Source organism: Brevibacterium sp. CSND-B09, assembly GCF_052906525.1.
In genome coordinates this window covers 3,844,609-3,856,624 of the sequence record NZ_JBREGI010000001.1, presented here as the reverse complement: position 1 = coordinate 3,856,624, position 12,016 = coordinate 3,844,609, and the positions used below count along the sequence as shown (strand labels likewise).

Genomic DNA, 12,016 nt, shown 5'->3' with positions numbered 1-12,016 from the left:
AGTTCTCATGCTTCGTGAGATGATGACCTCATGTCCGATGGAGTCCTCCGGCGCGCGGGAGTGCCCGCGCTTCTCGCCTGCGCTCTGCTGGTGACCGCCTGCGGCGCCGATGCCGACGACGGCACGGACGATCCCTCGGCCGCCGAGTCCGCCGGTTTCGCCGCTCCGGCACAGCAGACGAGCTTCGGTGATTTCGCAGCCCCGGCCCAGGACTCCCCCACCGGCGCCGACTCGGATTCGACTGCATCCGATCAGCCCGGCACCGAGGCGACCGGACCGGTCCACCCCGTCCCTGTCCCCGGTCTGGCGAAGGAGTTCACCGACCAGATCCCGGCAGAGACCTCGCAGGTCCTCGTCGCGACCTCGCCGACAGCCGCTTCGGAGAAGTCGAGCCTGAGCTTCTATGAGTTCACGGACAGGAAATGGAAGAAGCTCAAGACCTTCGACACCCACAACGGCTCCAAAGGATGGCTGAAGGATCGCCGCGAGGGCGATAAGACCACCCCGATCGGAGTGTTCACACTCAGCGACGCGGGCGGTTTCAAGGCAAACCCGGGCACCGACCTGCCATACACCCAAGACAATCGTCTGCCCTCCTCGGCGACGGTGGCCTATGGGGCGGACTACGAATCGGTCTTCGACTACATCATCGCCATCGACTACAACCGCAGACCCGGCACTCCGCCGACGGACAAGACCCGACCGCTGGGCTGGGACAAGGGCGGCGGAATCTGGCTGCACCTCGACCACGATTCCGGCACGAACGGCTGCGTCACCCTCGACGAGGCGGACCTCAAGTGGATCATGCGCACCATCGAACCGGACGCTCACCCGCGCATCGTCATGGGGCCGGCACCCGAAGTCAAGAAATAGCAGAGCCGAAGAAGCAGAAGAGCAGGAACCCGTGCGCCGTCTCATCCTCTCCCTCGTCCAGTCGATCAACGGATCCTTCGCCGAGAACGGCTGGTCGACCGGGGTGTCCACGGACGCCGACTTCCGGCGCTTCCTCGCCCTGCGACGCAGCGCGAATGCGATCATCGTCGACCGCCGCACCGCGCTGAATCCGCAGCTGCCCGTCATCAACGCCGCAGGCAAAACGCTGCAGCACACCCCCGTGCACGTGCTCACCGAGTCCGATCCGACGGCACTGCAGAGCGAGCTCGACGCCCGCGGCCTCGACTATCGTGCCCAGCACTTCACAGCAGAAACGATCGCCGAGGTGGCTGCCTCGCTGCCGACGGCCCCCTCCCCCGAATCGGCACCGACCGATGAGACGGTGCTGCTGTGCGAGTCGGGTCCAAATCTCGCGTTTCGCCTGCTCGAGCATTATCCGGGCGCGGAACTGCATCTGAGCGTGAGTCCGCGCTATATCCGCACCCCCGGCAGCCACTTCGCCGGGCTCGAGGCCGAGATCGCTCTGCGCCTCATCGATGTGCGCACCGAGGACGACCAGGTCTTCCTCCGCTACACCCTCGCCTGAGTCGAAGCAGTCAGCCGGCAGAGGTCCCAGCGTTCGCGTGGATCTCGGTGCTCACATCGAAGCGATCGGGTGAGTCAAGGATCGCGGTGATCCCGTCGGCCACCTCGGCGAGATGGACGGTTTCGACTCCCCCGGACAGATCATTGCGATCATCGCCGCCGATCGGAGCCATGATCCGCAGCTCCCGGAAGGCCACGCTCGTCGATTCCGCTGCGGCGACCTCGATGAGCATCTTCTGCGCGGCGCCGAATACGCTGATCGCCCCTGACCCGGCCAGCGCTTCGACGCTGGCGACGCCGTTGAGTGCCAGGTGGACGAATCCCTGGCCCCCGCTCGTCCGGTCGGTGGCCAGGGACCGCGAGATCGCACAGGCTGTGAAGTGCCCGCGCAGGTAGGAGTCATAGTCCGCATCGAACTCAGCCAGACCTCGGTCGAGCACCGGTTCGTCGACGTACCACCCGCCGATGGCGGCGATGACGGCGTCGACCGGCGGCAAGTCACTGGAGGCGAGCGCCGAGGTTACCGCCTCCGACTCGTCCACCCAGTCCGGCACGGTCACCGGTTCATATGCCGTCTCCGTGTCCGGAGTGCGGCGGACGATGCCGGTGACTGTGTGCTGCGGACGGAGCTGCTGGGCGAGCCCGGTGCCGACGTGGCCGGAGGCGCCGAAGAGGAGGATGTGCATGAGGTGAGTCTATGTCCCCTGTGTTCGGTCAGGTGAGATAGACCTTGACGCCCTGACTCTTCGTGTAGGTCATGTACCCGTGTTCGAAGTTCTGACGGATCTTGCCCGCCGAGGAGAACTGGTCCGTCTTCGGCAGTCCGAGCTTGCTGCGTTCCCAGCCGAGGGACTTCCACTTCTTGAGCATCTCGCCGCGCATCGGCTGTCCCTTCGTCGCCGACGACCATGTGATCATCCCGTTCTCGTAGTTCTGGTAATAGGCGCTCTTGCGGTACTTGAAGGTCTTCTCGTCGCTGCTGGGGTAGCCGAGGAAGCCCTTGGTGTATCCGGCGCGCTTGTACCCGTTGCGGATTCCGCCCTTGTTCAGGTGCGCCCCTGTCTTCGACGACCAGTACACGGTGCCCTTGGCGAAGCGCTGATAGGCGCCGTTCGGGTTCGACAGCTTCCCTTCGAGGCTGCGGGCCTCGCCCGTCTGTGCGGAGTGCGACCGGTAGTACGTGCCGATGGCTCCCTTCACCGGATAACCGCCGACATCGGACTGCATCGACTTCGCACCGGACCGGATCGATCCGAGGCGCGAGTAGAAGGCATTTCCCGGGCAGGCGGTGTAGCTCGTGTCCCGGTGGCCGGAGACCACATTGAGGCTGACCTTCCTGCCTTCGGGATACCGGCTCGTGCTTCCTCCGCCGGAGGTGAGCGTCATCTTTCCCGTCGGGTTGAAGGCGTACTGGTTAGCCTTCCACGCGATGAGCCGCTTGACGGAGTTCTGGGCTGCTGTGCTCGGCGCGGACCCTGTGTAGGTGCCCAGCACGCTGATGCCGATCGTGTACGAGTTGAATCCGGAGGCGTGGGCTCCGGTCACAGACAGATCGATGCTGTCGGCACGGCCCTCGTAGATGGTTCCGTATTTGTCGACGAGGAAGTTGTACCCGAGGTCGCACCAGCCTCGTTCTTTCGTGTGGTACGCGAGGTAGCCGCGGATGATGCCCGGGGCCTGTGCCTTCGTATAGGAGTTCGATCCGGCGGTGTGGTGGATGAAGACGCCCTTCGAAGTCGACGTCTTGTCGGTGGTGCAGCGGACGAGCTTCTCGTCGGCACCCCATTCGCGGCGGGTGACGATGTTCGCCCTCAGTTCGTGGTGGGACACCTGCGCTGTCGCCTTCTGTGCGGTGACCGAGGCGGGCTTCTTCACTGCGGCCGCGTCGGCGCCGGTGACGGGGCTTGCGACGTTGGTCACTGCGAGGTCGTTCGTGTCGGCGTTCTTCGCTGTCGCACGGATCTCCACCGAGGTGGAGTCGACCACGGGCACGGCTTCTGTCTGCCCTTCCTGAGCCGCTGCGGGGACCTGTTTGCCCTCAGCCGAGGAACGGTCAGGGCCGGCGCCGTCGTCCGCCGGCAGGGTCTCCCACGAGGACCAGCCGCCGGAGTCGCGGTAGCGAAGTTCGAGACGTGGGTCGTCTCCCGTCCACTTGGCTCCGATGACATTGACTTCGGAGTCTTTGAGTTTGAGTGCTGTGACCTTTGCCGGAGTGGCCGAATACGTCTTCGTCGTCGATCCTGCGTTCCGGCTCACCTGGGGAGCGTCCGCGGAGTCCGCTGTCTTGGTCGCTGCAGGCTCCGTCGGTGTATCCGAATCGGATGATTCCTTCGTCGGCGCGTTAGTCGGCGCGGGCTGCGGCTGGCCCCCGCCGTCGAGTGACGGTGAGCCGCTGTCGCCGAGCGATGGCGCTTCGGCGGCGAGCGCGGGACCACCGGTCATCATCGACACGGTGAGCACCGCAGCCAGTGCGGGGGTGACAAGTCGGATCGGTTTCATCGGGGCTGCTTCCTCTGCAGTCTGTCCGCCTTCTGGTTATCACGGACGCCAATGGGTTCGCGTCGCCGTCGACACTGCCTTGTCGGCGCCGCAGCGTCGCAGCACTCCTGCGACACTGATGCACAGATTAATGGCATTGCCAGTTTCTGTGAAGGTGACTCGCAAGTTCTATTCAGAATTTCACCTCCTTCGGACACGGCGATGTCACACTGCCCGCTCCGACAGCCCGGCCCACTCGCGCGATACGCTGGCACTCCACATTCCCCGCGTCCCCGTCGTCGAAGGACCCATATGGCTGATCGCCGCGAACTCACTCGACTCGAGGCAGTCCTCGACGCCTTCGCCGACCGCGTTCTCCCCCGCGTCCCCGCCGGGATGCGGGAGTTCCTCGCCTTCGGAATCAAACAGGCGTGGGCGTGTCTCTTCGGTGCTCTCATGCTCTTAGCGATCATCCTCACCGCTTGGCTCTACCCCGATGACGCGGCCATCGCCCGCAACGACTTCCTCGTCATCCTCGCCGTACTCATCCAGATCGGCATGCTCGTCGCTCGACTCGAGACCGGTCGCGAGCTCATCGTCATCATCGTCTTCCACATCGTCGGCACCGGAATGGAGATCTTCAAGACCGCCGTGGGTTCATGGAACTACGCCCCCGGCGGGGTCCTCCACATCGGCGCAGTACCGCTGTTCACCGGGTTCATGTACGCCGCCGTCGGCTCCTATATCGTCCGCGTGTACCGTCTCTTCGACTTGCGGTTCAGCCATTACCCGCCGAGGTGGCTGACCGTGATCATCGCCGCCGCCATCTACCTCAACTTCTTCACCCACCACTTCATCGTCGACCTCCGACTGCTCCTCGTCCTGGCCACCGTCGTCGTCTTCTTCCGCTGCCGCATGTACTTCCATATCCATCGCAGGACACTGACGATGCCCGTGCTGCTGGCCTTCCTCCTCGTCGCCTTCTTCATCTGGGTGGCCGAGAACATCGGGACCGCGGCCGGTGCCTGGCTGTATCCGAGTCAGGACGACGGCTGGCACCTGGTGCCGCTGACGAAGCTGGTGGCCTGGTTCCTGCTCATGATGATCTCCGTCGTCCTCGTGACCTTCGTCCACAGACCCAGGCCGCCTGAGGTCCACAGACCCGAGCCTCCTGACACCTATACTTGCTGAGAATCGAAACTTCCAGGACGGCCGAAGGAGACTCATGGCGGCACCCGATGCGCAGAATGAGAAGGAATCGAGCGCATTGCTCAAGGTGCTCCGCCCAACCAGCGGTCCCAACCTGTCGGTCAGTGCTCGTGTGCTGCTGCGCGTCATCGCCGGAGTCCTCGTCCTCGCCCTCATCCTCGCCCTCGTCGGACTGTTCCTCGTCCGTCGCTCCTTCCCGACCACCGACGGCGAGATCTCGCTGCCGGGGCTCGACGCGCCGGTCACCGTCCACCGTGACGAATCGGGTGTTCCCACCATCGAGGCCGAAACCGCCCACGACCTGTTCCTGGCTCAGGGGTTCGTCCACGCTCAGGACCGGTTCTGGGAGATGGACTTCCGCCGACACGTCACCACGGGACGACTCTCCGAACTCTTCGGCAAATCCCAGCTGGGCACCGACACCTTCATCCGCACGCTCGGCTGGCGGAAGGTCGCCGAGCAGGAGGTGAAGAAGCTCGACAAGACGAGTCTGGGCTACTACGAGGCCTACGCGGACGGCGTCAACGCCTATCTCGAGGACAAATCCCCCACCGAGCTGTCCCTCGAATACGCCGTCCTCGGCCTCGAGACCGGCAGCACCGAGGTCGAGAAATGGACCCCGGTCGACAGCGTCGCCTGGCTCAAGGCCGTGGCATGGGATCTGCGATCGAACCTCGAAGACGAGATCGACCGGTCGATCCTCGGCTCGGAGCTCACCGACGAGCAGATGAGCGACCTCTATCCGGATTACCCATATGCCACGCGTCCGACGATCCTCGGCGGCAGAGCCGGCGACAAGGCACCGAAGGACCGCAGCGGCGACGACGTTGAGCAGAAGCCGCGAGTCGACGACCGTGCACGGGAGGACGATGAGGCACATGCCGGAGGCACCGTCACCGAGGCACCCCGAACAGGGAACACCGACACCGAGGCGGCCGTCCCCACCGATGATCTCCTCGAACTGCGGAATACGCTCACATCGCTGCCGCCGATGCTGGGACAGAACAGCGACGATATCGGGTCGAACTCGTGGGTGATCTCCGGGGACCACACGAACACCGGTCGACCGCTGATGTCCAATGACCCGCACCTCGCCCCGGCGATGCCCTCGGTCTGGTACCAGGTGGGACTGCGATGCAAGAAGGTCACCGATGCCTGCCCCTTCGACGTCACCGGTTTCTCCTTCTCCGGACTGCCGGGAGTCGTCATCGGCCACAACCAGTCGATCGCCTGGGGACTGACGAACCTCGGCGCAGATGTCACCGACCTCGTCGTGGAGAAGATTCGCGACGGGAAGGTCATCCACGACGACGGAGACGAACCGCTGCAGGTGCGCAAGGAGACGATCGAGGTCGCGGGCGAGGACCCACGCGAGATCACCATCCGCTCCACCCGCAACGGCCCACTCGTGTCGAAGCTCGACGGCACGTATCGCAAAGCACTCGATGCGACGACCGGAGCGGATTCGCAGGACCCGAAGTCGGGACCGGCCGAGGAGCACTACGGTCTCGCCCTCGATTGGACGGCTCTGCGTCCGGGTACGACCGCCTCGGCGGTGTTCGCCATCAACAAGGCCACGAACTGGCAGGAGTTCCGGCACGCGGCGTCCCTGTTCGACGTGCCCTCCCAGAACCTCGTCTACGCCGATGTCGCCGGGAACATCGGCTATCAGGCCCCCGGAATGATCCCACGCCGAGGCAAGGCCGACGGCACCGTGCCCCGCCGCGGGTGGAAATCCGACGAGGATTGGCAGGGCTGGGTCGACTTCGAGGATCTCCCACACCTGTACAACCCCGAACGTGGATGGATCGTCACCGCGAACAACCCGGTCGCCGCCCCCGGTGAGACAGTGCAGCTGGGTGAGGACTTCGACTACGGGGATCGCGCCCGCCGCATCACGAAACGCATCAAGGACGCGGTCGACGAGGGCCGGAAGCTGCGGCCGATGGACATGGCCGAGATCCAGAACGACGACCAGAATCCGTTCGCCGCGAAGCTCGTACCCGAAGCGGTGAAGATCCACTCCCATGGTGACGAGGACATCCTCGAGGCGAAGAAGCTGCTGAAGAGCTGGAACGGCTTCGACTCCGCGAACAGCGCAGGCGCCGCCTACTTCAATGTGCTCACGAAGACGCTGCTCGAGCAGACGATCAGCTCGAAGCTTCCCGACGGGGTGTCCCCCGCCGGCGGTTCACGGTGGTACCTCGTGCTCTCGAAACTGCTCGAAGACCCGGATTCCCGGTGGTGGTCGAGCAAGGGCGTCGAAGGTCGGGACGAGGCTCTGCGCAAGGCCATGAAGACGGCGTGGGCGGAGACGGAGGACCTGCTGGGACCGGAGCCCGTGACGTGGCGATGGGGAATCCTGCACCGCCTGACGATCCGCAACGCCAGCCTCGGCGAATCCGGGATCACACCGGTGGAGAAGCTGTTCAACCGCGGCCCCTATGAGGTCTCCGGCGGTTCGGGCGTCGTCCATGCCACCGGGTGGGATGCCTCGGTCGGCTATGAGACGAACTGGGTGCCGTCGATGCGCCAGACGGTCGATCTGTCGAACTTCGACGCCTCGAACTGGATCAACCTCACGGGCGCGTCGGGGCATGCCTTCCACCCGCATTACGACGATCAGACGAACGATTGGGCCGCCAATGTCAATCGACCATGGCTGTACTCGCAGGAGGCCGTGGCTGCGGCGGCAGAGGACACACTCACTCTCGAGCCGTGAGGACGGGCGTTCAGTCCTTGGGCAGGATCTTCGCTTCGAGGAAGTTCGCGACATCGTCTTCCCAGCGCACCGGGTCGATGTTCCATTCCTTCGTGTGATGGGCCTTGCCGTATGACGGCATCGTGACCAGATCCCGTCTGACCCCGGCCAGCGCATGGGAGGGGCCGGAGGGAACGAATTCGTCGTCATCGGAGTGGATGAGCAGGACCGGCACATCGAGTTCGGCGGCACGGGTCACCCAATCCATGCGATCGAGATCGAGCGGGGTCTCGAGTCCGGTGATCGGCCGCGCCCATGGCTGCGTGATCATCTCGAGCGTGAGTTTGGCGATCGGTGTCGGCAGCAGGTTCTTCTTCGCCTGCCCGTCGAGCACGTTCACCCAGTCGACGACGGGTCCGTCGAGGACCAGTGAGGTGACGAACCTGCGGTTGCGTCCGCGGGAGGCCGCCTGCAGGGCGATGGCTCCGCCCATCGACCAGCCGAAGAGCACGACGTTCTTCGCTCCGTGTTCGACCGCGAAGTCGATGGCGGCGTCGACGTCGATCCATTCGGTGTCGCCGAGCCCGTAGCGAGATGTGGTCTCCACCCGCACCTCGGCGTCGTTGCGGTAAGACATCGCGATCGAGGGCACCCCGAGGGTGTTGAGCACGGGAGCGGCGCGCAGTCCCTCGGCGCGGGTGCTGGCTCGGCCGTGGATGAGGATCGCCCAGGTGTCGTGGGGTTCCGGATGGTCGGTCGGCAGCAGCCACGCGGGCAGGTCACCGGCGTCGGAGCGAATCTCGATGTCGTCGAAATTCACTCCGGCAGCGATCGGATCAGGATAGACGACTCCGGTCCACCGTCCCCGCCAGGCCCGTCGGATATCGCCGCGGGTGACGGACAGGATCTCTCGGGAGACGGTGCGCGAGCGGGGATCGTACTCGACGATATCGCCGACGACGGCATGTCCCGAACCCTGGTTGAAGTAGAGACCATAGGTGCCGGGCACCGTGGTCTCCTCATCGGCGGGCAGCTGAATGCGCATATTCGGCGGAAAACCGTCGATGTGCAGGATGTCGAGTTCTTCCGGGGCGTTCTCCGGAACGATGATCTTGCGGGCGAAGTAGGCGGCCAGACCCGACGACGCCACAGAGATCAGGGCACCGAGTCCGGCGCCGACGCCGATACCGGCGGCGAGCAGGCGGGCGGGGAACTTCGTGTCGCGGACCATGAAAACCTCCTGTGTTCATTGTTGCCTACGGAATGATCAGGCACCAAACGCTGTTGTGCGGAATGAGCGAGTGTCACTCGCTGTTGCGCTCACCAGGGGCGGAGATCTTCTCCTCCTCGCCGCAATCACCGTCACTGACAGAGACCGGAGGTCACGATGACTCAGTCATCAGATATCAACGCTGGAACTTCGACGAACGAGGGGGCCGCGGCTGAGGAGATACGTTGGCAGGACGTGCTCACTCCCGAGGAGTTCGCGGTGCTCCGCCAGGGCGCGACCGAACGCCCCTTCACCGGCGAGTACAACGATGAGACGGCAGCCGGGATGTACCAGTGTCGGGCCTGCGGAGCCGACCTGTTCCCCTCCGATACGAAGTTCGCCTCGCACTGCGGATGGCCGTCGTTCTACGCGCCTCTGGCCGAGGACCGGGTCCGCTACATCCGCGACACCTCGGTGGGCATGGAACGCGTCGAGGTCCGCTGCGCGAACTGCGACTCGCATATGGGCCATGTCTTCTCGGGCGAGGGCTACGGCACTCCCACCGATCAGCGCTACTGCATCAACTCGATCTCGTTGAAGCTCAACACCGACGCTGCGGACAGCTGAGATGGCGACGGACACTCAGAGCACCGAGGCGACCGAGCTCGTCGTGAAGAACTTCGACGAGCTCCGGCCCACGGAGCTCTACGGAATTCTGCAGCTGCGCTCACGGGTCTTCGTCGTCGAACAGGAGTGCGTGTTCCTCGACCCCGATGGGGTGGACTCACTGCCGGAGACTCTGCATTTCTTCTACCCTCGACCGGCCACGGCGATGTCGGACACTCACGGCGCCGAGCATGGACGCGACCTCTCGCCATGGGCCTATGCCCGTCTGCTGCCGGCGGAGTTGCCCGACGGACCGGCGGCCAGGCCGGGAGCACGCAGCATCAGTCGTGTCGCCACCCACCCCGACGCCCGCGGGCAGGGTTGGGGCCGCCGACTGCTCAGCGACATCGTCCACGCCTGGTCGACTGCCCCGCTGACGCTCAATGCGCAGTCGCACCTCGAGGGGCTGTACTCGTCCCTCGGCTTCGCCCCGAACGGTCCGCGCTTCGACGAGGACGGGATCGAGCACACCCCGATGGAGCGCCCGGCCGGCTGACCGATCAGCTCTCGGCCTCGACCTCGGCAGCGGCGTCGACGGAGGCGATGATCTTCTGCATCACAGCGTGCAGTTCACGCACTCCGTCGACGTCCATGCCGAGCTTGGCCATCATCGTTACGGGAATCGCCTCGGCGGTCTTGCGCAGTTCACGGCCGGTGTCGGTGAGGGTGACCTCGACGATCCGCTCGTCGCTGTCGCTGCGCGTCTTCGTGACATAGGCCAGCGCTTCGAGGCGTTTGACCAACGGGGACACAGTCGCGGGTTCGAGTCGCAGCAGTCGAGCGATCTCGCGCATCGGCAGCTTCTCGTGCTGCCACAGCGCAAGCATGACCAGATACTGCGGATGCGTCAGACTGATCGGTTCGAGCACGGAGCGATACGCGCCGATCACCCCGCGGGACGCCACCGCCAGCGCGAAGCAGATCTGGCTTTCCAGCGCCAGCGGGTTGTCCAGCGGCTCCGTCGAAGCTTCGGATTCCAGCATCGTGTGTCGTCGATCCTCCGTGTCGGCAATCAGGGCGTGCATACTCTTCGAAGATTACTTAGTGCGCTAATGATTAGTGTACACTAAAGGTGAAACCTGCCCAATCCCCGCCCAAGCGGCACCTCGTCGATAGGATCCTCGCTATGTCGTCCGCCTCGCAGCCTTCCCCCGATGGTTCGAACCGGAAACAGGACAAGAAGCAGAAGAATTCGGCACGGAAGAAGAACCAGCATCCGGAGTCCCAGCGCGGAGTGGGCTGGCTCAACAACTTCTTCCGCAAGATCGTCGGGCCGGCGCAGGTCGACAACACGCGCCCGGGCGGATACTTCGAGGACGAGACGCTGCGGCACCAGCAGCTCGATGCCATGGGGCTGGAGATGCGCACCGACGCCAACGGCCATTCCTATGTGGTGAAGAAGGGCAGCAGGTAGCCGCCGGTCACTCCCCGACCATGCACAGGGCCGCCGCACCGAATCGGTGCGGCGGCCCTTTCCCGCTGTCTCGTTCTCGCTGCCTCCGTCCCGGCCGGGCGACCTGCTCTCTGCCTCAGTCCCGGCCGGGTCTATGACGTTCGGTCAGCGCCAGTCGGAGATGATGTCGACGAGTTCGCGACGCGGTCCGGTGTAGAACGGAACCTCTTCGCGCACATGCAGGCGCGCCTCGGTGTTGCGCAGATCCCGCATCAGGTCGACGATGCGGTGGAGCTCGGCGGCCTCGAAGGCCAGCAGCCATTCGTAGTCGCCGAGGGCGAAGGAGGCGATCGTGTTCGCCTTGATGTCCTTGTACCCGGCGGCGGCCATACCGTGGTCGCGCAGCATCTTCGCCCGTTCGGCGGGGTCGAGGAGGTACCAGTCGTAGGACCGCACGAACGGGTACACGCAGATGTAATCGCCGGGCTCGGGATCGGTCAGCAGAGCGGGCAGGTGCGCCTTGTTGAACTCCGCCGGGCGGTGGATTCCGACGACGGACCAAACGGGTTCGAGCACTCCACCGATCAGGCTGCGGCGGATCGCTGAGTACGCGGCCTGGACGACCTCGATTTCGGGGGCGTGGTACCAGAACATGACGTCGGCATCGGCGCGCAGGGCGGAGACGTCGTAGATTCCGCGCACGATCAGACCGCGTTCCTTCAGGGGCTCGAGAGCCGCATGCAGCTCATCGGCGAGTTCCTTACGGTCGGCATCGCCGAGTTCTCCGGCAGAGGCGAAGACGGAGTAGGCGATATACCGCGTCTGCTCGTTCGCTTCTTCGATCTGGGCGTCGGTGGGCTGAGTGTATTCGCTCATATCT

At 64.7% G+C, this 12,016-nt stretch carries 12 protein-coding genes; 7 read left to right on the top strand and 5 right to left on the bottom strand.

Annotation, left to right across the window (positions count from 1 at the left end):
* The first annotated feature begins 30 nt into the window (after positions 1 to 30).
* Positions 31 to 873, top strand: a complete 843-nt coding sequence (locus ACU4IU_RS17195; RefSeq protein WP_446657421.1) for a L,D-transpeptidase family protein — start codon at positions 31 to 33, stop codon at positions 871 to 873.
* 31 nt (positions 874 to 904) lie between these two features.
* Positions 905 to 1,480: a hypothetical protein gene (locus ACU4IU_RS17190; RefSeq protein WP_446657420.1), complete on the top strand. Its 576-nt coding sequence runs from the start codon at positions 905 to 907 to the stop codon at positions 1,478 to 1,480.
* 10 nt (positions 1,481 to 1,490) lie between these two features.
* On the opposite strand, the gene ACU4IU_RS17185 is transcribed toward ACU4IU_RS17190, so the two are convergent.
* Entirely contained in the window at positions 1,491 to 2,165 is a 675-nt protein-coding gene (locus ACU4IU_RS17185; RefSeq protein WP_446657419.1) for an NAD(P)-dependent oxidoreductase, read from the bottom strand.
* Positions 2,166 to 2,193: 28 nt separating this feature from the next.
* The gene (locus ACU4IU_RS17180) at positions 2,194 to 3,978 is read right to left on the bottom strand and encodes an N-acetylmuramoyl-L-alanine amidase (protein WP_446657418.1); all 1,785 of its coding nucleotides are present in this window, start codon (positions 3,976 to 3,978) and stop codon (positions 2,194 to 2,196) included.
* Between the two features lie 291 nt (positions 3,979 to 4,269).
* On the opposite strand from ACU4IU_RS17180, the gene ACU4IU_RS17175 reads away from it, so the two are divergent.
* Both ACU4IU_RS17175 and ACU4IU_RS17170 read left to right on the top strand, forming a co-directional pair.
* Entirely contained in the window at positions 4,270 to 5,148 is an 879-nt protein-coding gene (locus ACU4IU_RS17175; protein ID WP_181270594.1) for a DUF817 domain-containing protein, read from the top strand.
* A gap of 34 nt (positions 5,149 to 5,182) precedes the next feature.
* Positions 5,183 to 7,888 carry a penicillin acylase family protein gene (locus ACU4IU_RS17170; RefSeq protein ID WP_446657417.1) on the top strand — a complete coding sequence of 902 codons (2,706 nt, stop codon included), beginning with the start codon at positions 5,183 to 5,185 and terminating at the stop codon, positions 7,886 to 7,888.
* A gap of 10 nt (positions 7,889 to 7,898) precedes the next feature.
* Here the strand turns inward: ACU4IU_RS17170 and ACU4IU_RS17165 are convergent, their stop codons facing one another.
* Positions 7,899 to 9,098 (bottom strand): alpha/beta hydrolase family protein, encoded by a 1,200-nt coding sequence (locus tag ACU4IU_RS17165; RefSeq protein ID WP_139469807.1) that lies wholly within the window; start codon positions 9,096 to 9,098, stop codon positions 7,899 to 7,901.
* A gap of 156 nt (positions 9,099 to 9,254) precedes the next feature.
* On the opposite strand from ACU4IU_RS17165, the gene msrB reads away from it, so the two are divergent.
* Both msrB and ACU4IU_RS17155 read left to right on the top strand, forming a co-directional pair.
* Positions 9,255 to 9,704, top strand: coding sequence for a peptide-methionine (R)-S-oxide reductase MsrB (gene msrB / locus ACU4IU_RS17160; RefSeq protein WP_446657416.1), 450 nt, complete (start codon positions 9,255 to 9,257; stop codon positions 9,702 to 9,704).
* A gap of 1 nt (position 9,705) precedes the next feature.
* The gene (locus tag ACU4IU_RS17155) at positions 9,706 to 10,239 is read left to right on the top strand and encodes a GNAT family N-acetyltransferase (protein ID WP_139908178.1); all 534 of its coding nucleotides are present in this window, start codon (positions 9,706 to 9,708) and stop codon (positions 10,237 to 10,239) included.
* Positions 10,240 to 10,243: 4 nt separating this feature from the next.
* On the opposite strand, the gene ACU4IU_RS17150 is transcribed toward ACU4IU_RS17155, so the two are convergent.
* Positions 10,244 to 10,768, bottom strand: coding sequence for a MarR family winged helix-turn-helix transcriptional regulator (locus ACU4IU_RS17150; RefSeq protein ID WP_446657415.1), 525 nt, complete (start codon positions 10,766 to 10,768; stop codon positions 10,244 to 10,246).
* Positions 10,769 to 10,869: 101 nt separating this feature from the next.
* Between ACU4IU_RS17150 and ACU4IU_RS17145 the strand changes: the two genes are divergently transcribed.
* Positions 10,870 to 11,157 (top strand): hypothetical protein, encoded by a 288-nt coding sequence (locus ACU4IU_RS17145; protein ID WP_258233245.1) that lies wholly within the window; start codon positions 10,870 to 10,872, stop codon positions 11,155 to 11,157.
* Between the two features lie 144 nt (positions 11,158 to 11,301).
* Here ACU4IU_RS17145 and hemQ read toward each other — a convergent pair whose 3' ends face one another.
* Positions 11,302 to 12,012 carry a hydrogen peroxide-dependent heme synthase gene (hemQ, locus tag ACU4IU_RS17140; protein WP_139908180.1) on the bottom strand — a complete coding sequence of 237 codons (711 nt, stop codon included), beginning with the start codon at positions 12,010 to 12,012 and terminating at the stop codon, positions 11,302 to 11,304.
* Between the last annotated feature and the right edge of the window lie 4 nt (positions 12,013 to 12,016).

Bases quoted from the DNA above. Each gene is read 5' to 3' on its own strand.
- ACU4IU_RS17195 (WP_446657421.1), top strand. From the start codon at position 31: ATGTCCGATGGAGTCCTCCGGCGCGCGGGAGTGCCCGCGCTTCTCGCC.
- hemQ (WP_139908180.1), bottom strand. From the start codon at position 12,012: ATGAGCGAATACACTCAGCCCACCGACGCCCAGATCGAAGAAGCGAAC.
- ACU4IU_RS17180 (WP_446657418.1), bottom strand. From the start codon at position 3,978: ATGAAACCGATCCGACTTGTCACCCCCGCACTGGCTGCGGTGCTCACC.
- ACU4IU_RS17150 (WP_446657415.1), bottom strand. From the start codon at position 10,768: ATGCACGCCCTGATTGCCGACACGGAGGATCGACGACACACGATGCTG.
- ACU4IU_RS17155 (WP_139908178.1), top strand. From the start codon at position 9,706: ATGGCGACGGACACTCAGAGCACCGAGGCGACCGAGCTCGTCGTGAAG.
- msrB (WP_446657416.1), top strand. From the start codon at position 9,255: ATGACTCAGTCATCAGATATCAACGCTGGAACTTCGACGAACGAGGGG.
- ACU4IU_RS17165 (WP_139469807.1), bottom strand. From the start codon at position 9,098: ATGGTCCGCGACACGAAGTTCCCCGCCCGCCTGCTCGCCGCCGGTATC.
- ACU4IU_RS17175 (WP_181270594.1), top strand. From the start codon at position 4,270: ATGGCTGATCGCCGCGAACTCACTCGACTCGAGGCAGTCCTCGACGCC.
- ACU4IU_RS17170 (WP_446657417.1), top strand. From the start codon at position 5,183: ATGGCGGCACCCGATGCGCAGAATGAGAAGGAATCGAGCGCATTGCTC.
- ACU4IU_RS17145 (WP_258233245.1), top strand. From the start codon at position 10,870: ATGTCGTCCGCCTCGCAGCCTTCCCCCGATGGTTCGAACCGGAAACAG.
- ACU4IU_RS17185 (WP_446657419.1), bottom strand. From the start codon at position 2,165: ATGCACATCCTCCTCTTCGGCGCCTCCGGCCACGTCGGCACCGGGCTC.